This window comes from Pseudomonas sp. 21615526 (assembly GCF_013386245.1).
GTDB lineage: Bacteria > Pseudomonadota > Gammaproteobacteria > Pseudomonadales > Pseudomonadaceae > Aquipseudomonas.
In genome coordinates this window covers 1-22,974 of record NZ_JACAOM010000029.1, presented here as the reverse complement: position 1 = coordinate 22,974, position 22,974 = coordinate 1, and the positions used below count along the sequence as shown (strand labels likewise).

Here is a 22,974-nt window from a genome sequence, read left to right as displayed (position 1 = left end):
CCCACATTTAACCGCATTCTCATGTTAGAACTCGGTCAAGTGTGGGAGCGGGCTTGCTCGCGAAGAGGCCCTGACAGACACCTCAGGAAGCCAGGCTCTTCCTGAACCGCGCCAACGCCACCGCAAAGAACAGCAACCCGATCCCCGCCAGCGCCAGCAAGTCCGGCCACACCACATTCACACCCGCATCCCGGAACAGAATCGCCGCACTCAGGCTCACAAAGTGCGTCGACGGCGAGCCCTGCATCACCCATTGCAACCACTGCGGCATGCTGTCCAGCGGCGTGCTGCCGCCGGACAACAGCAGCATCGGGATAATCACCGGGATCGCCAGCAGGCCAAACTGCGGCGTCGAGCGGGCGAGGGTGGCGAGGAAGATGCCGAGGGCAGTACTGGCAAACAGGTACAGCGCCGTCACCAGCAAAAACAAAGTCAGCGACCCGGCCAGCGGCACGCCGAGCAAGCCTTTCACCACCACTTCCAGCGACAGCCAGGTGCACAGCACCACCACCAGCATGTTGCTCCAGATTTTCGCCAGCATGATTTCCAGCGCAGTCAGCGGCAGCACCAGCAAATGGTCGAGGGTGCCGTGTTCGCGCTCACGCAGCAGCGCGGTGCCGGTCAGCACGATGGCGAGGATGGTGATGTTGTTGACGATCTGGATCACCGCCAGAAACCAGCCGCCTTCCAGGTTGGTATTGAACAGCGCCCGGGTGGTCAGCAGCGCCGGCGCCTTTTGGGCGGCATCGGCCTGGTTGCCATAGGTCAGCAATTCCCGCTGGAAAATCCGCCCGATATACCCGGCACCCATGAATGCCTGGCTCATGGCCGTGGCATCGACGTTGACCTGCACCCCCGGCTGGCGCCCGGCCAACAGGTCGGCCTGGAAATTCGCCGGCACGTTGATCACGAAGGTGTACTGGCCGCTGTCCATCACCTTGTCCAGTTGGTCGTACGGCAACGGCACCGCCGCCTGGAATTCCGGCGGTTGCAGCGCTTCGGCCAGTTGCCGGGAAAGCGCGCTGTGGTCTTCATCCACAAAGGCCACGCTGGCGTTGTGCACGCCGATCACCGAGCCGGCGGCGGGCATATAGATGGCGACGGTAAAGGCGTAGAACAGGAACAGCAGCAACACGCTGTCGTGGCGCAGGCTGGTCAGTTCCTTGATGCCGAGGCGCAGGATATGGGCGAACTTGTGCATCTCAGGCCTCCTGCTTCTTGAGCATGATCAGGCTCAGCCCGGTGAACCCCAGGAAAAACCCGAACAGCGCCAGGCACTGTGGCCATAGCTGACGCAGGTCCAGGGCCTTGGTAAAGGTGCCCACCGCAATGTCGAGGAAGTAGCCCGCCGGAAACAACATGCCCATCAACGCGGCGGCGCCTTCCAGGGACGAGCGCGGCACGATCAGCCCGGAGAACTGGATGGTCGGCAGGCTGGTGATGATCATGGTGCCGAGGATCGCTGCGATCTGGGTGCGGGTGAACGCGGAAATCAGCAGGCCCATGCTGGTGGTGGCCAGCACATACAGCAGGCCGCCGAAAGCCAGGGTCACGCCGCTGCCCTTGAACGGCACGCCGAACAGCCAGCGGTTCATCGCCACCAGCAGGCCCAGGTTGATCAGGCTCACGGCCAGGTACGGCGCCTGCTTGCCTAACAGGAATTCCAGGCGGGTCAGGGGGGTGGCGTAGAAGTTGGTGATGGAGCCCAGTTCCTTCTCGCGCACAATCCCCAGGGCCGTGAGCATTGCCGGGATGAAGGCGAGGATCAGCGCCATCACGCCGGGGCCGATAGCGTTCACGCTGATCACGTCCTGGTTGTAGCGAAAGCGGGTTTCCAGTTTGACGGCGGCTTGCTGATTCAATGGTGTGCTGTTCAGTTCGGCCAGTTGTTGGAGGTTGGCCTGGTGCACGGCCTCGACATAATTGCGGCTGGTTTCCGCACGGAACGGCATGCCGCCATCGAGCCAGGCGGCCACGGCGGGTTGGCGGCCGGCGTAGAGATCGCGGCCGAATCCTGGCGGAATCTCCAGCGCCAGTTTGATCTCCGAGCGCTGCAGGCGTTTGTGCAGTTCGTTGGAGTCAGTGATCGGCGACTGTTCGGCGAAATAGCGCGAACTGCGAAAGGCCTCCAGATAGGCGCGGCTTTGCGGCGTCTGGTCCTGGTCGTAGACGGCGAAGGCGAGCTTCTCCACGTCCAGGGAAATGCCGTAGCCGAAGATCACCATCATGAAAATCGCCCCCAACAGGGCGAAGGCCATGCGCACTTTGTCCCTCAGCAGTTCCTTGCCTTCGCGGCTGGCGACGGCCAACAGGCGGGCGACGCTGAACCCGCGTTTGCTGACGGGTGGGGCCATGGGTTCGCTGACGGTTTCGGTGGGCGCGGTGGTCGCTTCGGGCGCGCCTTGGGCCTGTTCGAGGCAGGTGACGAACGCCGCTTCCAGGGTTTCGCCGTGGAACTGCTGTTGCAGCGCGTCCGGCGTGTCGCAGGCCAGCACCTTGCCCGCGTGCATCAGCGAGATGCGGTCGCAGCGCTGGGCTTCGTTCATGAAGTGGGTGGACAGGAAGATCGTCACGCCCTGTTCCCGGGACAGTTCGATCAGCAGCCGCCAGAAGTCATCCCGCGCGGCCGGGTCGACGCCCGAGGTCGGCTCATCGAGGATCAGCACTTCCGGGCGGTGCAGCACCGCCACCGCCAGGGACAAGCGCTGGCGCAGGCCCAGCGGCAACGCGCCGGACGGCTGCTCGGCAACGTCGCCCAGGTCAAAACGCTTGATCAATTCGTCGATGCGCTGGCCGCTCTCGGCCTTGGGCAGGTCGAACAACTGCGCATGCAGCACCAGGTTCTGGCGCACGCTGAGTTCGCCGTACAGCGAGAAGCTTTGCGACATGAAACCCACGCGCTTGCGGGTGGCCAGGTCCTTGGCGTTGACCGGGTTGCCCAGCAGCGTGGCGGTGCCCTCGGTGGCGGGCATCAACCCGGTGAGGACTTTCATGGTGGTGGTCTTGCCGCAGCCGTTGGAGCCGAGGAAACCAAAGATCTCGCCCCGGCCTATGGCGAAGCTGACCTTGTTGACTGCCGTGAAGTCGCCGAATCGCAAGGTCAGGTCGTGGGCTTCGATGGCGATGTCGGTGTTGTCGCTTTGCCGGGGCGGAATCACCAGCGGTTCATTGTTATGGGCACTGTCGCCCTGGAAATGGGTGAAGGCTTCATCCAGTTTGCCGCTGGGCGTCGCGGCGGCGAGTTCGCTGCTCAGGCCGTCGGCGATCAGCTTGCCGCGGTCGAGCATCAGGCAGTGTTCAAACTGCTCGGCTTCTTCCATGTAGGCGGTGGCCACCAGCAGTGTGAGCTGCGGGCGTTCGCTGCGTACGGTTTCCACCAGTTCCCAGAAGCGTCGACGGGACAGCGGGTCGACGCCGGTGGTGGGTTCGTCGAGGATCAACAGGTCCGGGTCGTGGATCAGTGCACAGCACAGGCCGAGTTTCTGCTTCATGCCGCCGGAGAGCTTGCCGGCAGGGCGCTCGGCGAAGCGTGCGAGGTCGGTGGCCAGCAGCAGGTTGTGCATGCGCTGGTCGCAATCGGCTTTTGACAGGCCGAACAGCGTGGCAAAGAACCGGATGTTTTCGCTGATGGACAGCTCGGGGTAGAGGTTACCGCCCAGGCCTTGAGGCATGAAGGCGATGCGCGGGTACAGGCTGTTGCGGTGGCGGCGGTCTTCGATGGAGCCGCCGAGTACTTGCAGTTCGCCTTGTTGAAGCTTTTTGACCCCGGCGATCAAGCCCAGCAGGCTCGACTTGCCGGCGCCGTCCGGGCCGATCAGGCCGCAGCGTGTGCCGGCGGGCAGGCTGAAGGCGATGTCGATCAGCGCCTGTTGCTTGCCGTAGCGATGGTTGATCCCCGTGGCGTGCAGCGCCAGGCCGTTCATTGCAGGTTGGCCGGCCAGTCCAGGTCAGCGGTGCGCACATAGCCGGCGCCGGGCATGCCCGGTTTGGCTTGGGGCACGGCGCTTGGTTGGGTCAGGCGCAGCTTGACCCGGAACACCAGCTTCTGGCGTTCGTCGCGGGTTTCCACTTCCTTGGGGGTGAACTGCGACTTGGCGGCGACGAAGCTGATTTTCGCCGGCAGCGGTTGCTTCGGCAGGGCGTCGAGGACGATCCGCGCTTCGCTGCCCACGGTCAAAGCGCCTGTGACTGAAGCGGGCAGATACAGGTTCATGTATTGGTCGTTGGGGTCGATCAGCAGTAACACGCGACCACCCGCGCCGAGCACTTCGCCGGGTTCGGCCAGGCGTAGCTGGATGATGCCGTCGATAGGCGCCCGCAGGCTGCTGTCTTCGATTTCACTGGTGAGCTGGGCGACCTGAGCCTGGGCGGCGCCGATGGCGGCCTTTACCGAATTGACCTGGGCCTGGGCGGCGACCACGGCAGCGTTGCCGGTGTTTTGCCGGGCCTGCTGCTGGTCGATCAGCTGGCCGCTGGCGAAGCCGCGCTTGTACAGCTCCTGGGTGCGCTTGAGTTCCTGGCTGGCCAGCAGTTGTTCGCTCCGGCGCAGTTGCACATTGGCTTCGGCAGCAGCGAAATTCTCCCTGGCCCGCAGCACTTCAGCTTCGGCCTGGGCGCGCTGGGCTTCCAGGGTGCGGGTGTCCATGCGCGCCAGCAGTTGGCCCTTGAGCACCTTGTCGCCTTCGTCCACCCGCACTTCGGCGAGGCGCCCGGGGATCTTGGCGGCGATCTGCACTTCAGTCGATTCCAGCCGGCCATTGCCCATGCTCAAGCCTTCGGGCAGGCGGTCCTGGGTGGATTGCCAATAGCCGAAGCCGCCGGCGGCCAGCAGCAAGACAATCAATGGAATGGCGAAAAGATGGGAGGTACGGTGGTTCGTCGACATGGGTGCATCCTGCGGCGTTAGCGTCCTAGTTTGACCGATCCTGCCCGGAGGCCCTTGATGCGGGTCAAATGAAGCGCCAGCCTAACCCGGTTGGCGCGCAGATGCATGCGCCATGGGCGTGACCGCAGGGTTCTGCTGTTTCAGCGCAGGCCGAGTACGGCGGCCCATTGCTCGGCGGTGACCGGCATCACCGAAAGGCGGCTGCCTTTTTGCACCAGGGGCAACTCGGCGAGGGCGGTTTGCTGTTTCAGATAGCCCAGCCCCAGGACCTTCGCAAAGGTCTCGACGTGGGCAACATTGATCGCGCTCCACGGGTTTTTTTCAGGGCTGGCCTTGGCGTCGAAATAATGACTGTCGGGCTCCAGCGCGGTCGGGTCCGGGTAGGCTGTCTCGACGATTTTACCGATGCCGGCAATCCCCGGTTCCGGGCAGCTGGAGTGGTAGAAGAAGAACTGGTCACCCACCGCCATCGCCCGCAGGAAGTTCCGCGCCTGGTAGTTGCGCACCCCGTCCCACCGGGCCTCGCCGAGCTTTTCCAGGCCCTTGATGGACAGTTCATCGGGCTCGGATTTCATCAGCCAATAGGCCATGTTTTCGCTCCTCAAAAGTCGATTGGGAAAGTTGTCCTGCAATTTTATGACAAACCGACAGTCGGTTGGCGTCAAGGTTTGCGTGTTGGTTCACGTTAACGCAGAATGCCGGGGTTTTGAGCTTGACGCAGCTGGCACGGACTACTAATGGAACGTTGCTGTCATCGTGTGCAAGATGCCTGAAGGGGGGCAATCGATGAAACGCAAACCGGATTTACTATGGATTTTGGTTATTTTGTTCGGCCTGGGCGTTGTGACCACCGGCTATGCGCAGAGCTTGTGGTCGAACAAGACTGACGCACCGATTGAACTCGCACAGCAACAGCCGCAACCGTTCAAACGCTGACCCGTCTTCAAGGCGCTGCTGATTCCAGTAGCGTCTCTGCTATATACCAATCCTTATCGGTGACTGTGCCCTCAAGCGGTACATCCCAGCTTGCCTGTGCCAATCGTTCGACCTTCTGGCATTCATGGGCCAGGCCCAACAGCGTCGGCTTGCGCCAGGATTTCCGGCGGGCCATGTAGGCCAGGCTGCGGTCATAAAACCCGCCGCCCATGCCCAACCGTCCGCCCACATCATCAAAACCAACCAGTGGCAGCAGCACCAGGTCCAGCGCCCAGACCTTGCGTTGCCGGCTGGCATTTACCTGGGGCTCGAGGATGCGAAAACGGTTGGGCCTCAGCTTTTCGCCGGGGCGCACTCGCTGGAATACCATCTTGGTTCGCGGCCATGCACTGAGCACCGGCAGGTACGTCGCCTTGCCCCGGCGCTGTGCAGCGCGCAGCAGCAGGCGCGGATCGATTTCACCGTCCGTCGGTAGATATAAGGATAGGTGTTTGGCCCGGCGAAACAGCGGGTGCTGTGCCAGTTGCCGATACAGGCCCAGGGCGGCCTGGCGTTGCTCGCTTGGCGTCAGGGCGCGGCGGGCTTTGCGCAGCATGCGTCGAAGTTGCGGGCGGGAAAGCGGCGCAGGTTCGGTCATGGTTTTCGGCTCATAAAACAATGCCAGTCCTGGGACTGGCATTGGATTTGGGAATCAGGCTCCCCGACAGAACCGCTGTCGACTTAGCCCTTGAACCCGAAAGTTCAAGGTGGAAGAAACAGTAGGCTTTAAGGCTTTCCGTCTAGCGGACATGCACACCAGCCCAACGTGTAACTTCCAGGGTAGTGCGAATCGGCTCAGGGACATCGCCGACTGGCAAGCACGCCAGGGAGTGGGGCGAGTATACCCGAAACCGACGCCGCAATCAGCCCTTGGGTGGCTCTGGATCGGTAGAAAGTACCAGATCGACCCGCTCCAGCAGGTCGCGCACCTGCTCGCGCGTCGAGCCGCTGGCCTGCACGTCAGGCCGTTCCTGCTTATGCAGCAGATCGTGGGTAATGTTCAGGGCGGCCATCACGGCGATGCGATCGGCGCCGATGACTTTGCCGCTGCTGCGGATTTCGCGCATCTTGCCGTCCAGGTAGCGGGCAGCGCTCACCAGGTTGCTGCGTTCTTCCTGGGGGCAGATGATCGAATATTCTTTGTCGAGAATCTGCACGGTGACGCTATTGCTTGAACTCATGAGTCTTGCTCCAGGGCCTTCAGGCGCGAAATCATCGATTCGACCTTACGCCGGGCGATTTCGTTTTTTTCAATGAGGTGAGCGCGTTCCTCGCGCCAGGTCTTTTCCTGAGCTAATAGGAGTCCGTTTTGGCTCTTAAGTTGCTCGACCCGGTTAATTAGCAGCTCGAGTCTGGCCATCAGCGCTTGCAGGTCGGTGTCTTCCATTGGGTTCCACTGGATTTTGTCTGATGAATGGCAACTGCTGGATAAACGATCTGACGCCCTCGATAGTCTTGGTGCGTCTGCCGATGCTAGGATACAGCGCTTCATTCTAGACATTGCGCCGTCTGGCGCCTAGCTCACCATGCCCATTCAGAACTCCCCGTACGATGCTTTTTCCAAACTGCTGAGTTCCAGCGGTCATCCTTGCTCGCCTGCCGAACTGCACGGCGTGCTGCTGGGCCGCAGCTGCACCGGTGTCGGCTTTGATGCCGACAACTGGCTGGCCGACGTCGCCGAGCTGCTGGAAACCGAGCCTACCGAAAACGTGCGCAATGCGCTCATCGGCCTGCAAGAGATGGTTAAAGGCGAGCTGACCGGTGATGACGTCACCGTCGTCTTGCTGCTGCCTACCGATGACGCGCCGCTCACCGAGCGCGCCGCCGCGTTGGGCCAATGGTGCCAAGGCTTCCTCCACGGTTTCGGCGTGAACGCCGGCGGCCTCGACCTGAGCACCGATGCCCAGGAAGTGCTGCAGGACCTGGCCGCCATCTCCCAGGTGCAAGACGCCCTGGAAGAGTCCGAAGACGGCGAAAGCGACTACATGGAAGTCATGGAATACCTGCGCGTCGCGCCGCTGCTGCTGTTCACCGAGACCCGTAAATCGGCTGAGCCCGCTGCACCCAAGCCGTCGCTGCACTAAGAAAGGAAGCCCATCTGCCCATGATCCATATCCCCAAAGCGGAATACACCCGGCGCCGCAAGGCGCTCATGGCGCAGATGGAACCCAACAGCATCGCCATCCTGCCGGCGGCCGCGGTAGCCATCCGCAACCGTGACGTCGAGCACGTCTACCGCCAGGACAGCGACTTCCAGTACCTGAGCGGCTTCCCGGAACCGGAAGCGGTGATCGTGCTGATGCCCGGCCGCCAGCACGGCGAGTACGTGCTGTTCTGCCGCGAGCGCAATGCCGAGCGCGAACTGTGGGACGGCCTGCGAGCGGGCACCGAAGGCGCGATTCGCGATTTTGGCGCGGATGACGCCTTCCCGATTACCGATATCGACGACATCCTGCCCGGCCTGATCGAAGGCCGCGACCGGGTGTATTCGGCCATGGGCAGCAATGCCGAATTCGACCGGCACCTGATGGAGTGGATCAACGTGATCCGCTCCAAAGCGCACCTCGGCGCCCAGCCACCGAACGAATTTGTTGCCCTGGATCATCTGCTTCACGACATGCGCCTGTATAAATCGGCGGCAGAAGTGAAGGTGATGCGCGAGGCGGCACGGATTTCCTGCGCGGCCCATGTACGGGCGATGCAGGCCAGCCGCGCCGGGTTGCATGAGTTCAGCCTGGAAGCGGAGCTCGACTACGAGTTTCGCAAGGGCGGGGCGAAGATGCCGGCCTATGGTTCCATCGTCGCCTCCGGGCGCAACAGCTGCATCCTGCACTACCAGCAGAATGACGCGGTGCTCAAGGATGGTGACCTGGTGCTGATCGACGCCGGTTGCGAGATCGACTGCTACGCCAGCGACATCACCCGCACTTGGCCGGTGAGCGGCAAGTTTTCCGCCGAGCAGAAGGCGATTTATGAAATCGTGCTGGCTTCCCAGGAGGCCGCCTTTGCTGAAATCGCCCCGAACAAGCATTGGAACCAGGCCCACGAGGCGACGGTGCAAGTGATCACTGCCGGGCTGGTGAAGCTGGGATTGTTGCAGGGTGATGTCGACGAACTGATCGCCAGTGAAGCCTATAAAGCCTTCTACATGCACCGCGCCGGCCACTGGCTGGGGATGGATGTGCACGATGTCGGCGAATACAAGGTCGGCGGCGAGTGGCGGGTGCTGGAAGTCGGCATGGCACTGACCGTGGAGCCGGGGATTTACATCTCGCCGGACAACCAGAACGTGGCGAAGAAATGGCGTGGCATTGGCGTACGCATCGAGGACGACGTGGTGGTGACCAAGCAAGGCTGTGAAATTCTGACCGGTGGCGTGCCCAAGTCCGTCGCCGAGATCGAAGCATTGATGGCGAGCGCCCGATGAGCCGGGTCAACCTGGCGATTATCGGCGGCGGCCTGGTGGGTGCCAGCCTCGCATTGGCCTTGCAGGCCGGAGCCAAGGCCCGGGGCTGGAAGATCGTGCTGATCGAGCCGTTTGCCCCCGGCGACAGCTACCAGCCGAGCTATGACGCGCGTTCTTCAGCGCTGTCCTTTGGCGCGCGGCAGATCTATCAACGGTTGGGCGTGTGGCAGGAAATCTCTCGCCGCGCCGAGCCGATCAAACAGATTCATGTGTCGGACCGTGGCCGCTTCTCTACCGCGCGCCTGTCGGCCATGGAAGAGGGTGTGCCGGCGCTTGGCTACGTGGTGGAAAACGCCTGGCTGGGCCAATGCCTGTGGCAAGGCCTGGACAAGGACGTGGTCAGTTGGCGTTGCCCGGCGGAAGTTACGCGCATGGAGCCGCTTGCCGATGGCTACCGCCTGACCCTCAATGACGAAACCGTGCTGGAGTGCGACCTCGCGGTGCTGGCCGATGGCGGTCGCTCAGGTTTGCGCGAGCAACTGGGCATCGGCGTTAAAAAGCGGCCGTACAACCAGAGCGCCCTGATCGCCAACATCACCCCAAGCGAGGCCCACAACGGCGAGGCGTTCGAGCGGTTCACCGACGAAGGCCCGATGGCCTTGCTGCCGTTGCCGGACAACCGTTGCGCGCTGGTCTGGACCCGCATCGGCATGGACGCCAAGCGCCTGGCCGAGCTGGACGAACGCAGCTTCCTGAGTGAACTGCAGGGCGTGTTCGGCTACCGCCTGGGCACCCTCAAGCAAGTCGGTGCGCGCCACCTGTACCCGCTGACGCTCGTGGAAGCGGAAGAACAAGTGCGCTCTCATCTGGCCGTACTTGGCAATGCCGCCCACAGCCTGCACCCGATTGCCGGTCAGGGCTTCAACCTGTCCCTGCGGGATGCCTACGCGTTGGCCGAGGCGCTGCTGGCCGGGCCGGCGATTCCGGGCGACCTGGCGACACTGCAGGCGTACCGCGAGCGTCAGCGCATGGACCAGAAACTCACCGTCGGCTTCTCCGATCAGGTCACCCGCCTGTTTGGCAGTGCGCAACCGTTGGTCGCGCTGGGCCGCAACATGGGCTTGCTGGGCCTCGACTTGCTGCCGCCGGCCAAGCGCTGGTTCGCGCGCCAGGCCATGGGCCTGGGTACCCGTCCCGATGCGTGAGTGGCTGACCCGACGCCTGGGCAAGGCGCGGCTGTTGCGCTGGATCATGACCCTGTACCCGCCGTACCTCGGGGCCGGAGTTCGGGTGTTGCACATCGGCAGCGATTTCCGCGAGGTCAAGGTGCGCATGGGCCTGGGCTGGTACAACCGCAACTACGTCGGCACGCAGTTTGGCGGCAGCCTGTATTCGATGGTCGACCCGTTCTACATGCTGATGCTGATGGAGAACCTGGGCCGCGACTACATTGTCTGGGACAAGGCTGCCGCTATCGACTTTATCTCGCCGGGCAAAGGCCCGGTGTTCGCCGAATTTTCCATCGACCAAGCGTTGCTGGACGAGATTCGCCAGCACACCGCCAGCGGCGACAAGTATTTACCGCAGCTCAAGGTACAGATTCATGACGGCTCCGGCACCCTGGTGGCGCGGGTCGACAAAACCCTTTACGTGCGGCGCAAGCTGCAATCGAGACAGGCTTAAAGCATGGACATGCGCGCAGATGTGCTGATTGTCGGGGCCGGAATGGTCGGAAGCGCCCTGGCGCTGGCGTTGCAGGGCAGTGGCCTGCAGGTGCTGCTGCTCGACGGCAGCCCGCTGAGCGTCAAGCCGTTCGACCCTCATGCTGCGTTCGAACCGCGGGTGAGCGCCTTGTCGGCCGCCAGCCAGCGCATCCTCGAGCGCCTTGGCGTGTGGGACGGGATTGTCGAGCGACGTGCCAGCCCGTACGGCGAGATGCAGGTGTGGGACGGCAGCGGCACCGGGCAGATCCACTTCTCGGCGGCCAGCGTGCATGCCGAGGTGCTGGGGCATATCGTTGAAAACCGTGTGGTCCAGGACGCCTTGCTCGACCGCCTGCACGACTGCGACCTCGGCCTGCTGGCCAATGCGCGCCTGGAACAGATGCGCCGCTCCGGCGATGACTGGCTGCTGACCCTGGCCGATGGCCGCACCTTGCGCGCGCCACTGGTGGTCGCGGCGGACGGTGCCAACTCGGCAGTACGTCGCCTGACCGGCACCGCTACCCGTGAGTGGGATTATTTGCACAACGCCATCGTCACCAGTGTGCGCAGCAGCCAGGTGCATCAAAAGACGGCCTGGCAGCGTTTTACCGACAATGGCCCGCTGGCGTTCCTGCCGCTGGTGCGGGACGAGCAGGAAGACTGGTGTTCGATCGTCTGGTCGACCACCCCGAGTGAGTCCGAGCGCTTGATGGCGCTGGACGATGAAAGCTTCTGCCGTGAACTGGAAAATGCCTTCGAAGGCCGCCTGGGCAGCGTGATAAGCGCCGATCCACGGCTGTGCGTGCCGTTGCGTCAGCGCCACGCCAAACGTTACGTGGCCGAAGGCCTGGCATTGATTGGCGACGCGGCCCACGTCATTCATCCGCTGGCGGGGCAGGGTGTGAACCTGGGCTTCCTCGATGCGGCGGTGCTCGCCGAAGTCCTGCTGGCGGCCAACGAGCGCGGCGAGCGCCTGGCGGATGTGAAGGTGCTCAGCCGTTACGAGCGTCGGCGCATGCCGCACAACCTGGCGCTGATGGCGGCGATGGAAGGCTTTGAGCGGTTGTTCCAGGCCGATCAACTGCCGTTGCGCTGGCTGCGTAATGCAGGGCTGAAGGTGGTTGAGCAGATGCCGGAGGCCAAGGCGTTGTTTGTGCGTCAGGCATTGGGTTTGACCGGGGATTTGCCGGAGCTGGCCAAGGCCTGAGGGTGCTGTGCAACATCTGGTAACGGCTCCGTTGAGCGTTACCAAATGTGAGTCCTTATCATTTGCGCTCTTTTTGCAAATGAGAGACCGCACCCATGTTGGCACCCAAGCGCCTCCTGACTGCCCTGGCACTCACTCTTATCGGCAGCACCACCGTGCAGGCGGCCGATGAGGTCGTGGTCTACTCCTCGCGCATCGACGAACTGATCAAGCCGGTGTTCGACGCCTACACCAAGAAGACCGGCGTGCAGGTGAAGTTCATCACCGACAAGGAAGCGCCGCTGATGCAGCGCATCAAGGCGGAAGGTGAAAACGCCACCGCCGACCTGCTGCTCACCGTCGACGCCGGCAACCTCTGGCAGGCCGAGCAGATGGGCATCCTGCAGCCGTTCACCTCTGCGGTGATCGACAAGAATATTCCCCTTCAATACCGTTCTTCGGCCCATGCCTGGACCGGCCTGAGCCTGCGAGCGCGGACCATCGCCTACTCGACGGATCGCGTGAAGCCGGGCGACCTGACCACCTACGAAGCCCTGGCCGACAAACAGTGGGAAGGCCGCCTGTGCCTGCGCACCGCGAAGAAGGTCTACAACCAGTCGCTGACCGCCACCCTGATCGAAACCCACGGCGCGGCCAAGACCGAGGAAATCGTCAAGGGCTGGGTCAACAACCTGTCCACCGACGTGTTCTCCGATGACATTGCCGTGCTGGAAGCGATCAACGCCGGGCAGTGTGACGTGGGCATCGTGAACACCTACTACTACGGCCGCCTGCATAAGCAGAAGCCGGACCTGGCGGTGAAGTTGTTCTGGCCGAACCAGGGCGACCGCGGGGTGCACGTCAACCTGTCGGGCATCGGCCTGACCAAGCATGCACCGCACCCGGAAGCAGCCAAGGCGCTGGTGGAGTGGATGACCACGCCGGAAGCGCAGAAGATCTTTGCGGATGTGAATCAGGAGTTCCCGGCCAACCCGGCGGTGCCGCCGTCGGCGGAAGTGGCGACCTGGGGCAAGTTTGTGGCCGATACATTGCCGGTGGAAGTGGCGGGCAAGCGCCAGGCTGAGGCTATTCGCTTGATGGATCGCGCTGGCTGGAACTAGATACAATTTGCAAGGCGCCGCCGATCTAAATGTGGGGGCGGGTTTGTGTGGGAGCGGGCTTGCTCGCGAAGAGGGTGTATCAGTCACATAGGCGTTGACTGACACGCCGCTTTCGCGAGCAAGCCCGCTCCCACACAAGCCCGCTCCCACATTGGTTAGCGCTGGCTTCAAGCTATTCATTCTCTGAGAATTAACCTTTGGCCCATCCCGCCCAACGCCGCTGGTACCTGCCGGTCTTCACCGTCGCCGCCCTGGTGCTGCTGCCGTTGAGCGTGCTGTTGCTGTCGTGGCAGACCATCGACCATCAAATCTGGTCCCACCTGTGGGAAACCCAGATGCCACGTCTGCTGGGCAACACCTTGACCCTGGTGCTGGGCGTCGGTGTGGGCGTTACGCTGCTGGGCGTCAGCCTGGCCTGGCTGACCAGCCTCTGCGAATTCCCCGGCCGGCGCTGGCTGGACTGGGCGTTGATGCTGCCCTTCGCGATTCCCGCCTATGTGCTCGCCTTCGTCTTCGTCGGCCTGCTGGATTTCTCCGGCCCGGTGCAAACCCTGCTGCGCGAATGGTTTGGTACAGGCCTGCGCCTGCCGCGTGTGCGCTCGACCAGCGGTGTGATCATCGTGCTGGTGCTGGTGTTCTACCCCTACGTTTATCTGCTGGCGCGCACCGCGTTTCTCGCCCAGGGCAAAGGCCTGATGGAAGCGGCGCGTGTCTTGGGGCAGTCGCCGTGGCAAGCGTTCTGGCGGGTGGCCCTGCCCATGGCGCGTCCCGCCATCGGTGCGGGCGTGGCCCTCGCGCTGATGGAAACCCTGGCGGATTTCGGTGCCGTCTCGGTGTTCAACTTCGACACCTTTACCACCGCCATCTACAAGACCTGGTACGGCTTTTTCAGCCTCTCCAGTGCCGCGCAACTGGCCAGCCTGTTGCTGTTGGTGGTGATGCTGGTGCTGTACGGCGAGCGCCGCGCCCGGGGCGCCAGCCGGCCGAGCAACGAGCGGCCTCGCGGCAAGGCGCTTTACCATCTGCGCGGGTTCAAGGCGGCGGCGGCCAGTGGTTGGTGCGGATTGGTGTTCGCCTGCGCGTTCGTGATACCGATGCTGCAACTGGTGGCCTGGTTCTGGCAGCGTGGCCGTTTCGACCTGGACGAGCGCTACGCCGGTTTGATCGTCCATACCCTCTACCTGGGCGGTATGGCTGCCCTGATCACCGTCAGCGTGGCCCTGGTGCTGGCGTTCGCCCATCGCCTGGCGCCCACCCGCGCCATCCGCTCCGGCATCAGCCTGGCCAACGTGGGTTACGCGCTGCCGGGCTCGGTACTGGCGGTGTCGATCATGTTGGCGTTCAGCTACCTGGATCGGGAACTGGTGATTCCGGTGTCAGGCTGGCTGGGGGGCGCCGGCAAACCGCTGTTACTGGGCAGTTTGTCGGCCTTGCTGCTGGCGTATCTGGTGCGCTTCATCGCAGTGGCCTTCGGGCCGCTGGAAAACAGCCTGGCGCGAATCCGTCCGTCCTTGCCGGAAGCCGCCCGCAGTCTTGGGGTCAGCGGGCCGCGACTGTTTTGCAAAGTGTATCTGCCACTTTTGCTGCCGGGCACCCTGAGCGCGGCGCTGCTGGTGTTTGTCGATGTGCTCAAGGAAATGCCGGCGACCCTGCTGATGCGCCCGTTCGGCTGGGACACGCTGGCGGTGCGGATTTTCGAGATGACCAGCGAAGGGGAGTGGGCGCGGGCTTCGCTGCCGGCCCTGACCCTGGTATTGGTGGGGCTGTTACCGGTCATCGGGTTGATCCGACGTTCGGCGCGACGAATCGGTTAGGTGCCAGTCCTACGGCTTGAGGCTACAATGCGCGGCATTCGGTGCGGTCGATCTTTCAGATCGGGTTGCTGAACGCGGCTACAGGCCTTGTATTTCAAGGCGTGCGGCCCGAACGGCGACCGTCCGCACCTTCGCCACGCCCGGAAGGAGAAACCCATGGGACAGCGCACGCCTCTGTATGACCTGCATCTCGCCCTTGGCGCGAAAATGGTCGATTTTGGCGGTTGGGATATGCCTTTGCACTACGGCTCGCAGGTTGAGGAGCACCATCAGGTGCGACGCGACTGCGGGGTGTTCGATGTATCCCATATGACCGTGATCGATATCACAGGCCCCCAGGCCAAGGAATGGCTCCAGCATTTGCTGGCCAATGATGTTGACCGATTGCACGGCTGCGGCCGCGCGTTATACAGCGCCATGCTCAACGAGCAGGGCGGCGTGGTGGACGACATGATCGTCTACCGTACCGAGGGCGGTTACCGGCTGGTGGTCAACGCCGCCACCCGTGACCAGGACATGGCCTGGATGCAGGCTCGGCTCGGCAGCTATCAGGCCCAGCTCCGCGAGCGGCCCGAATTGGCCATGCTCGCCATTCAAGGCCCCCATGCCCGGCAAAAGATCGCTGAACTGGTGACCCAGTCCCGCGCCACCCTGATCCATCAGCTCAAGCCCTTTGAAGGCCTGGCTGACGGCGACTGGTTTATCGCGCGCACCGGTTACACCGGCGAAGACGGTCTTGAAATTGTCCTGCCGGCCGATCAGGCCCCGGCGTTCTTCAACGACCTGGTAGGCGCAGGCATTTCGCCCATCGGCCTCGGCGCCCGCGACACGCTGCGCCTTGAGGCCGGCATGAACCTCTACGGTCAGGATATTCATCAGGACGTTTCGCCCCTGGCAGCCAACATGGCCTGGAGCATCGCCTGGGAGCCGGCCGAGCGGGATTTCATCGGCCGCGCCGCCCTGGAAGCCGAAAAGGCTGCGGGTGTGAAGTCCAAGCTGGTCGGCCTGGTGCTGGAAGAGCGCGGGGTTTTACGCGCTCACCAGGTGGTTCGTATCGCCAATGTTGGCGAAGGAGAGATCACCAGTGGTAGTTTCTCTCCTACGCTAAGCAAATCCATTGCCCTGGCGCGTGTGCCGTCGGCGACTGCTGACCGGGCCGAGGTGGAAATCCGCGGCAAGTGGTACCCGGTTCGGGTGGTCAAACCGACGTTCGTGCGCCATGGCAAAACATTGATCTAACTTTTCCGGCGGGCCAATGGCCGCTGACATTTTTCCTTGAGGACACAGACTATGAGCGATATCCCTGCCGACCTGCGTTTTGCCGAAAGTCACGAATGGGCCCGTCTGGAAGCTGACGGCACCGTGACCGTCGGGATCTCGGACCATGCCCAGGAAGCATTGGGGGATGTAGTGTTCGTTGAGTTGACCGAAGTCGGCAACGTGTTCAAGGCGGCTGACCAGGCCGGCGTGGTTGAATCGGTGAAGGCCGCTTCGGATATCTACTCGCCAATTGCTGGCGAAGTGATCGCGGTGAACGACGCCTTGAGCGGTGAGCCAGAGCTGTTGAACTCCGACCCTTACGGCGCCTGGATCTTCAAGCTCAAGCCAAGCAACCCGGATGAACTGAAAAAATTGCTGGACGCTGCCGGCTACAAGGCTGCCATCGGCGAGTGATCCCGCTGCGGGAGCCGGCAACCGGCTCCCGCAAAGGTTTTGTCAGCGCTTCAACACCGCTTTTACCGCCGCTACCGAACGCTCTACGTCCGCTTTCGTCATCGCCGTGAACATCGGCAACGACACAATCAAACGCCCCACTTTTTCCGCTACCGGGAACATGCCTTCCTTGAATCCCTGTGCCTTGTACAAGCTCAGCAGGTGGATCGGTGGGTAGTGATAGCCAATGCCGACGCCATGGGCCTGCATCTGCTCCATGAACGTGGCGCGTGCGGGCAGGCCGTCCTGACGCTCCGGCAGTACCAGCTGGAACAGGTGCCAGTTGCTGTTTTCGAAGTCTGCCGGTGGCAATTGCGCGCCGTACTTTTCTTCGAAATCACTGCCGAAGCATTCGAAATAGTGCCGTGCCAGTTCCTGGCGGTGGGCAGTGATCTTCTCGATATGGGCAAACTGGCCCAGGCCGATGGCTGCTGCGATGTCGGTCATGTTGAACTTGCCGCCCAACACATCCACGTCCAGGCCATCGAAGCCGGTGCGGGTCACGCCCTGCAGGCGATATTTCTCGGCCAGGCGTGCTTCTTCAGCGTTGTTCAATACCAGGCAGCCGCCTTCGGACGAGGTGATGTTCTTGTTCGCCTGGAAGCTGAACGATACGAAATCGCCGGTAGCGCCAATGCGTTGGCCATCCCAGCTGGAACCCAGGGCCTGGGCTGCATCTTCGACGATGCGCAGGTTGTACTTGTTGGCCAGCGCGTAGAGCAATGGCATGTCCAACGGCAGGCCCGCCAGGTATACCGGGATGATTGCCTTGGTGCGCGGTGTGATCGCGGCTTCCACCTTGGCCAGGTCGATATTGCGGGTCACCGGGTCGATGTCGGCGAACACCGGCGTGGCACCGACTTCCAGAATCACGTTGGCCGTGGCTACCCACGAAATCGGGGTGGTGATGACTTCGTCACCAGGCCCGATACCGGCGATGCGCAAGGCAATCTCCATGGTGCAGGTGCCCGAGTTGAAGGTACGCACCGGGCGCCCCCCAAAATATTCCGACAACTGCGCCTCGAACGCCTGCACTTTCGGCCCGCTGGTGATCCAGCCGGAGCGCAGTACGTCGCCTACCGCCGAGATGGTGGCTTCATCAATGGTGGGCTTGGAGAACGGCAGAAAGGGCAGTTGGCTCATGACGTTGAAGGCATCCGTTTCAGAAGGCGATGAGAAAAAAGCATATCAATGCCGGGCATGGTTGCACGGCTCGACTGAATATAGCCTGTCGTCTGTGAATGAATCGTCCCGCCTGAAACAAAAAATGCCGCCTCGGGAGCGGCATTTCAGCATCGGTGTCAGAAGGCAACGCGTGCCTCAAGAAACACGTTCTGCTCTTTGAGCTTGCCTTTGAGCTGTTCGTCCCGGGCGTTTATCCGATTGGCGAACGTGTTGTAGCCGGTCTCGATCCCGCCCATGTCCACGTAACGCCAGCCGGTACCCAGGGTCAGGGTTTCGCTGACCTTGGCATCCAGCCCCAGGCCAACGCTGTAGGCGAAGTTGTATTGGCGATTGCTGGCGAAACGGCGGGTGTCGTTGGTCTGGTAACCCTCGGCGTCAACCTGGGCCACGCCGACTCCCGCCATACCGTAGAACGACAGCCATTCATTGATCGGGATGTTTTTATAACCGTTGAGCATCAGGCGCTGGCTGTCGGTGCGCAGGCTGTTGACGTTGGCATTGAACGGTGCCCAATGGGATTTGAAGGTCGAGTGGCTGGGCATCGTGTATTCCCCCTCCAGGCGCCAGCCATCGGCAAAGGCATAGCCCACGGCGAATGAGCCGGTGAACGTCTTGCTGCTGTCGGGGGCTTCTACCCGGTGGGTTACGCGTGGGCTGGTCAGCAGTGAGCTTGAGAGATTCTGCCGGGCGCTGTTGAGCTTTGCCGACCCGTACCAGCTTTCTGCCTGGGCATAAGGCGTGGCAACCGCGGCGAGCAGCAGGGCGTAGGAGAGTTTTTGCATGGTCATCGATTCACTCAGTCTGAAGGGAATCGATAGCTTGTTGCCGGGCGCGCCTGCAACTCGACAGGACTTTTCCTGTTCAGATGCGGAATCGCCAGCGTCTGGCGTAGGAAATCAGGGCAAAAAAATGCCGCTCTCGAGGAACGGCATTTTTTATGCGGCGGTATTACTCGGAAGCAATGGCGTTTTTTGCCAGGATTGCGTTCGCCAGGTCCATATCCGTGGCCTTGAGGCCAGGGTTATCGGCGCGGACTTTCTGCATCGCAGCTTCCAGGTATGGGCCACGGATGTTGCCGTCACTGGCGACGAAGCTACCGGCGTCGTCCTGGGCGGCGACTACCATTTTGTGGTCCTTGAAGGTCAGGTACGTCGAGCCGGTCGTGGCACCCGATGAGATGACATTACGCCAGAAGCTGTCGGCCATGGCTGAACCGACAGGAAGGGAGAGCACAGCGAGGGTTGCGACAGCATATTTTAGACGCATGATGGGTGACTCCGACTGGGTTATCTGAACAGTTTGATTGTAGATAGCCCAGCCGAGTTCCATGGATGACTAAACAGTTTCAACCTGCAAAATCACGCCTTCCTGACCAATGACACGTACGTGTGCCCCAGCCGGCGCGTCCGGCCCGGATGCCATCCACACACCGTCACCCACCTTGATCTTGCCACGGCCCTCGACGATGGCCTGATGCACCACAAAGGTGCGACCGATCAACTCGGAGCCGCGCATGTTCAGCCCCGGCTGGTCGCTGACCTTGGCGCTGCTGCGCTGGCGTCGCCACCAGTACACCGCCGTGAGGATCGACAACACGGCGAACAGCAGCAGTTGCCACTCCAGCCCCAGGCTCGGCACCAGGAACTTGATCACGCCCACGGCTGCCGCGGCGATGCCCATCCACAGCAGATAACCACCGGCACCGAACACTTCAAGGATCAACAGCACCGTGCCCAGTGCCAGCCAGTCCCAAAACGACAGGTGCTGCAGGAATTCCCACATGGTGCGTGCCTCAGGCTTTCTTGTTGTCGAAGGTTGCCTTGACGATTTCGCCGATGCCGCCGACTGCGCCAATCACCTGGCTGGCTTCCAGCGGCATCAGGATCACCTTGCTGTTGTTGGCCGAGGCCAGCTTGCCCAGTGCGTCGATGTATTTCTGGGCGACGAAGTAGTTGATGGCCTGCACGTTACCGGTGGCGATGGCTTCCGATACCACTTGAGTGGCGCGGGCTTCGGCCTCGGCCTGACGTTCGCGGGCTTCGGATTCCAGGAAGGCGGCCTGACGACCACCTTCGGCCTCCAGGATCTGCGCCTGCTTCTTGCCTTCGGCGGTCAGGATCGCGGAGGCTCGCAGGCCTTCGGCCTCGAGGATCTGCGCACGCTTGATCCGCTCGGCCTTCATCTGGCCGGACATGGCGGCCATCAGGTCGGCAGGCGGGCTGATGTCCTTGATCTCGATCCGGGTGATCTTGATGCCCCACGGTGCGGTGGCTTCGTCGACGGTGCGCAGCAGTTTTTCGTTGATGCCGTCACGCTGGCTGAGCATCGCATCCAGCTCCATGGAGCCGAGCACGGTACGGATGTTGGTTTGCAGCAGGTTGCGGATGGCGTGTTCGAGGTTGTTCACCTCGTAGGCAGCCTGGGCGGTATTGACCACCTGGAAGAAGCACACGGCGTCGATCTGCACCGTGGCGTTGTCAGCGGTGATGACTTCCTGGGGTGGGATATCCAGCACGCTTTCCATCACGTTGATCTTGCGACCGATGCGGTCCATGACCGGAATGATGATGTTCAGGCCGGGCTTGAGGGTGTTGGTGTAGCGGCCGAAGCGCTCGACTGTCCACTGGTAACCCTGCGGGACCACCTTGAAACCCATGAAGAGGATGGCGACGGCCAAGCCTACAAAAAGAAGCAGTACGGTTCCGATCTGCATAACGATTCCTTGTCTGGTGACGGTGAAGCGAGGTTTTTCCGATTGTAACGGTGTTGTCACGGATAAGGACGGATTACCGCGCCATCGATCAAAGGATTTGTTTCTGAATCCCCAGGCGTCACTCGCAGTACCTCTTCAAGTGTTGTCAGTCCTGCCATTACCTTGCGCATACCGGCGGACCGCAAGCTGCACATTCCTTGGTCAAGGGCCGCCAGACGCAGGGCCTGGAGGTCGGTGCCCGGGCTGACCAGGGCCTTGAGGCGATCGTTCATCAGCATGATCTCGTAGACCCCGGCTCGGCCCCGATAGCCACTTTCCCGGCACTCGCCGCAACCCACTGCCTGATGGACCTGCCCGGCTTGCCGCTTGCAGTGTGGGCACAACAGCCTGACCAGGCGCTGGGCCATCACCCCCAGCAGCGTGGCATTGATCAGGTAATGGGGAATGCCCAGTTCCAGCAAGCGGCTGATGGCGCCGGGCGCATCGTTGGTGTGCAGCGTCGACAGCACCAGATGCCCGGTCAGGGCGGCCTGGATCGCCATTTCTGCGGTTTCCAGGTCGCGAATCTCGCCGATCATGATGATGTCAGGGTCCTGGCGCATCAGGGCGCGGATGCCGCTGGCGAAGGTCAGGTCGATGTTGTGCTGCACCTGCATCTGGTTGAAGGCCGGCTCCACCATCTCGATCGGGTCTTCGACGGTGCACAGGTTGACCTCGCGAGTGGCCAATTGCTTGAGCGTGGTGTACAGCGTGCTGGTCTTGCCGGAACCGGTAGGGCCGGTGACCAGGATGATGCCGTTGGCCTGGCCGGTCATGGATTGCCAGCGTTGCAGGTCGTCGCTGGAAAGTCCCAGTTGCTGGAAATCCTTGTGCAGCACCTGCGGGTCAAAAATTCGCATCACCAGCTTTTCGCCGAAGGCTATGGGCAAGGTCGACAGGCGCAGTTCCACTTCCCCGCCCGTGGGGCTTTTGGTCTTCACCCGGCCGTCCTGGGGTTTGCGTTTTTCCGCCACGTTCATCCGGCCCAGGCTTTTCAGGCGGCTGACCACCGCCATCGTCACCTGGGACGGGAATTGATAGACATCATGCAGCAGCCCGTCGATGCGAAAACGCACGCGCCCCTGATCGCGTCCGGGTTCGATATGGATATCACTGGCCCGCTGGCCAAAGGCGTACTGCAACAGCCAGTCGACGATGTTGACGATGTGCGCGTCGTTGGCGTCGGGCTCCTGGTCGCTGGCGCCGAGATTGAGCAGTTGTTCGATATTCGGCGCGCCGGAGGTTTTTTGATCAATGGCGCCGCTGACCGATTTCGCCAGTCGGTAAAACTCCACGGTGCAGCGCTGGATCTCCTGGGGATTGGCCAGCACCCGCTTGATGGAGCGCTTCAACACCTGAGCCAGACCGGCTTCCCAACTGCACACGTAAGGCTGGGCACTGGCGACGGTAACGCTGTGGGCGTCGACCGCAACGGCCAGGATCTTGTGGCGCTGGGCAAAGGCATAGGACATCAGCGGCACCACCGCCGCGACGTCGATTTTCAACGGGTCGATACGCAGGTAGGGCTGGCCGCAGTGGCGGGCGAGCCATTCGGTCAGCATTTCCAGAGACGGCCCCTGGCTGGCAATGCATTCCAGGGGATGCAGCCCACTGTTCGCCGGTAGGGCCAGGTCGGCGGGCACCAGGCCCTGGTCGATCAGGGCAGGCAACAACTGATGGATTTCCAGCCAGCGATCCTGCGGATTTGGCGCAACGGACATGGTGACGTTCCTGGGCAACGATTAGGCGTAGTCCTCAGGCTAGTCACCCTTTGCGCTTCGGCCTCCGGGGTTTATTGCAGGCTTTTACTGAGCGGCCGCCTGGACCGCCAGAGGCCGCGCAGCATCTGCCGGGCGCAGCTCCAGCGAGCACACACTGATCAGGTTACGAAGTTTTTCGCCGATCACCTGGGCCCGGTGCCAGCTCAGGCCATCCATCACGATATCGATCGCCAGCAGGTCGTCTTCACGCTGCACGCTCACCTGACGTGGCACCAGGAACTGCAGGGCAAAATAGTTGAGCACCCGGCACAACACGTCGGGTTCAGCCTCGGCGAGGATTTGATAGTGCGCCTGGCAGTGGGCATTGCCGACGGCCCAGGCGTCAACGCGTTGGGCGGGGTGGGAGGCTTCGACGACGTGCATGATGATTCTCCGGATTCGACTGGAGAAATTTTTGCATTCGTCGCGGGAGATTTCTTATCTAAAACAGCCTGTATTGGCTTATAAGAGAAT

24 protein-coding genes and 1 other RNA gene are annotated in these 22,974 nt (G+C 62.2%); 10 read left to right on the top strand and 15 right to left on the bottom strand.

What is annotated here, in order from left to right; genetic code table 11:
• Positions 1 to 82 precede the first annotated feature (82 nt).
• The 4 genes from HX786_RS09850 to HX786_RS09835 form a co-directional block, all read right to left on the bottom strand.
• Positions 83 to 1,201: an ABC transporter permease gene (locus HX786_RS09850; RefSeq protein ID WP_003213965.1), complete on the bottom strand. Its 1,119-nt coding sequence runs from the start codon at positions 1,199 to 1,201 to the stop codon at positions 83 to 85.
• Between the two features lies 1 nt (position 1,202).
• Positions 1,203 to 3,923, bottom strand: coding sequence for a ribosome-associated ATPase/putative transporter RbbA (gene rbbA, locus HX786_RS09845; protein ID WP_178912005.1), 2,721 nt, complete (start codon positions 3,921 to 3,923; stop codon positions 1,203 to 1,205).
• Positions 3,920 to 4,885 carry an HlyD family secretion protein gene (locus HX786_RS09840; RefSeq protein WP_003213963.1) on the bottom strand — a complete coding sequence of 322 codons (966 nt, stop codon included), beginning with the start codon at positions 4,883 to 4,885 and terminating at the stop codon, positions 3,920 to 3,922. The genes rbbA and HX786_RS09840 overlap by 4 nt, the downstream gene beginning before the upstream one ends.
• Positions 4,886 to 5,025: 140 nt before the next feature.
• A complete protein-coding gene (locus tag HX786_RS09835; RefSeq protein ID WP_178912004.1) occupies positions 5,026 to 5,475 on the bottom strand; it encodes an EVE domain-containing protein in 450 nt (149 codons plus the stop codon).
• A 196-nt stretch (positions 5,476 to 5,671) separates the two neighbouring features.
• Here HX786_RS09835 and HX786_RS09830 point away from each other — a divergent pair, with 196 nt between their 5' ends.
• Positions 5,672 to 5,821 (top strand): hypothetical protein, encoded by a 150-nt coding sequence (locus HX786_RS09830; protein WP_003213959.1) that lies wholly within the window; start codon positions 5,672 to 5,674, stop codon positions 5,819 to 5,821.
• A gap of 7 nt (positions 5,822 to 5,828) precedes the next feature.
• On the opposite strand, the gene HX786_RS09825 is transcribed toward HX786_RS09830, so the two are convergent.
• From HX786_RS09825 to HX786_RS09810, 4 genes are all read right to left on the bottom strand, one after another.
• On the bottom strand, positions 5,829 to 6,458 hold the full coding sequence (locus HX786_RS09825; protein WP_102604083.1) for a 5-formyltetrahydrofolate cyclo-ligase: 630 nt from the start codon (positions 6,456 to 6,458) through the stop codon (positions 5,829 to 5,831).
• Between the two features lie 56 nt (positions 6,459 to 6,514).
• A non-coding RNA gene (ssrS, locus tag HX786_RS09820) (6S RNA) lies at positions 6,515 to 6,693 on the bottom strand.
• A 30-nt stretch (positions 6,694 to 6,723) separates the two neighbouring features.
• Positions 6,724 to 7,041: a cell division protein ZapA gene (locus HX786_RS09815; protein WP_003213956.1), complete on the bottom strand. Its 318-nt coding sequence runs from the start codon at positions 7,039 to 7,041 to the stop codon at positions 6,724 to 6,726.
• A complete protein-coding gene (locus HX786_RS09810) occupies positions 7,038 to 7,247 on the bottom strand; it encodes a TIGR02449 family protein (RefSeq protein ID WP_003213954.1) in 210 nt (69 codons plus the stop codon). Before HX786_RS09810 ends, HX786_RS09815 begins: the two co-directional genes overlap by 4 nt.
• Positions 7,248 to 7,386: 139 nt before the next feature.
• On the opposite strand from HX786_RS09810, the gene HX786_RS09805 reads away from it, so the two are divergent.
• From HX786_RS09805 to gcvH, 9 genes are all read left to right on the top strand, one after another.
• Positions 7,387 to 7,944 (top strand): YecA family protein, encoded by a 558-nt coding sequence (locus HX786_RS09805; RefSeq protein ID WP_003213952.1) that lies wholly within the window; start codon positions 7,387 to 7,389, stop codon positions 7,942 to 7,944.
• A 20-nt stretch (positions 7,945 to 7,964) separates the two neighbouring features.
• The gene (pepP, locus tag HX786_RS09800) at positions 7,965 to 9,287 is read left to right on the top strand and encodes a Xaa-Pro aminopeptidase (RefSeq protein ID WP_102370134.1); all 1,323 of its coding nucleotides are present in this window, start codon (positions 7,965 to 7,967) and stop codon (positions 9,285 to 9,287) included.
• Positions 9,284 to 10,471 carry a 2-octaprenyl-6-methoxyphenyl hydroxylase gene (gene ubiH, locus HX786_RS09795; protein ID WP_003213948.1) on the top strand — a complete coding sequence of 396 codons (1,188 nt, stop codon included), beginning with the start codon at positions 9,284 to 9,286 and terminating at the stop codon, positions 10,469 to 10,471. Before pepP ends, ubiH begins: the two co-directional genes overlap by 4 nt.
• Positions 10,464 to 10,949, top strand: a complete 486-nt coding sequence (locus HX786_RS09790) for a DUF4442 domain-containing protein (protein ID WP_003213946.1) — start codon at positions 10,464 to 10,466, stop codon at positions 10,947 to 10,949. The genes ubiH and HX786_RS09790 overlap by 8 nt, the downstream gene beginning before the upstream one ends.
• A 9-nt stretch (positions 10,950 to 10,958) precedes the next feature.
• Complete coding sequence (locus tag HX786_RS09785) at positions 10,959 to 12,176, top strand: 2-octaprenyl-3-methyl-6-methoxy-1,4-benzoquinol hydroxylase (protein ID WP_177409842.1); 1,218 nt, start codon at positions 10,959 to 10,961, stop codon at positions 12,174 to 12,176.
• A gap of 95 nt (positions 12,177 to 12,271) precedes the next feature.
• Complete coding sequence (locus tag HX786_RS09780) at positions 12,272 to 13,276, top strand: extracellular solute-binding protein (protein WP_008438892.1); 1,005 nt, start codon at positions 12,272 to 12,274, stop codon at positions 13,274 to 13,276.
• A gap of 197 nt (positions 13,277 to 13,473) precedes the next feature.
• The gene (locus HX786_RS09775; RefSeq protein ID WP_178912003.1) at positions 13,474 to 15,090 is read left to right on the top strand and encodes an iron ABC transporter permease; all 1,617 of its coding nucleotides are present in this window, start codon (positions 13,474 to 13,476) and stop codon (positions 15,088 to 15,090) included.
• Positions 15,091 to 15,246: 156 nt separating this feature from the next.
• Positions 15,247 to 16,329 carry a glycine cleavage system aminomethyltransferase GcvT gene (gene gcvT / locus HX786_RS09770; RefSeq protein WP_003213938.1) on the top strand — a complete coding sequence of 361 codons (1,083 nt, stop codon included), beginning with the start codon at positions 15,247 to 15,249 and terminating at the stop codon, positions 16,327 to 16,329.
• A 51-nt stretch (positions 16,330 to 16,380) separates the two neighbouring features.
• Positions 16,381 to 16,764 carry a glycine cleavage system protein GcvH gene (gcvH, locus tag HX786_RS09765; RefSeq protein ID WP_087693282.1) on the top strand — a complete coding sequence of 128 codons (384 nt, stop codon included), beginning with the start codon at positions 16,381 to 16,383 and terminating at the stop codon, positions 16,762 to 16,764.
• A gap of 42 nt (positions 16,765 to 16,806) precedes the next feature.
• On the opposite strand, the gene HX786_RS09760 is transcribed toward gcvH, so the two are convergent.
• From HX786_RS09760 to HX786_RS09730, 7 genes are all read right to left on the bottom strand, one after another.
• Positions 16,807 to 17,946, bottom strand: coding sequence for a DegT/DnrJ/EryC1/StrS aminotransferase family protein (locus HX786_RS09760; protein ID WP_178912002.1), 1,140 nt, complete (start codon positions 17,944 to 17,946; stop codon positions 16,807 to 16,809).
• Positions 17,947 to 18,104: 158 nt separating this feature from the next.
• Entirely contained in the window at positions 18,105 to 18,776 is a 672-nt protein-coding gene (locus HX786_RS09755) for an outer membrane protein (protein ID WP_008438895.1), read from the bottom strand.
• A gap of 160 nt (positions 18,777 to 18,936) precedes the next feature.
• The gene (locus HX786_RS09750) at positions 18,937 to 19,254 is read right to left on the bottom strand and encodes a DUF2388 domain-containing protein (RefSeq protein WP_008438896.1); all 318 of its coding nucleotides are present in this window, start codon (positions 19,252 to 19,254) and stop codon (positions 18,937 to 18,939) included.
• A 69-nt stretch (positions 19,255 to 19,323) separates the two neighbouring features.
• Entirely contained in the window at positions 19,324 to 19,770 is a 447-nt protein-coding gene (locus tag HX786_RS09745) for an NfeD family protein (protein WP_008438897.1), read from the bottom strand.
• Positions 19,771 to 19,780: 10 nt separating this feature from the next.
• Positions 19,781 to 20,701, bottom strand: coding sequence for an SPFH domain-containing protein (locus HX786_RS09740; RefSeq protein WP_003213925.1), 921 nt, complete (start codon positions 20,699 to 20,701; stop codon positions 19,781 to 19,783).
• A 56-nt stretch (positions 20,702 to 20,757) separates the two neighbouring features.
• The gene (locus HX786_RS09735) at positions 20,758 to 22,461 is read right to left on the bottom strand and encodes a GspE/PulE family protein (RefSeq protein WP_177035320.1); all 1,704 of its coding nucleotides are present in this window, start codon (positions 22,459 to 22,461) and stop codon (positions 20,758 to 20,760) included.
• Between the two features lie 84 nt (positions 22,462 to 22,545).
• Positions 22,546 to 22,884, bottom strand: coding sequence for a hypothetical protein (locus tag HX786_RS09730; RefSeq protein WP_178912001.1), 339 nt, complete (start codon positions 22,882 to 22,884; stop codon positions 22,546 to 22,548).
• Between the last annotated feature and the right edge of the window lie 90 nt (positions 22,885 to 22,974).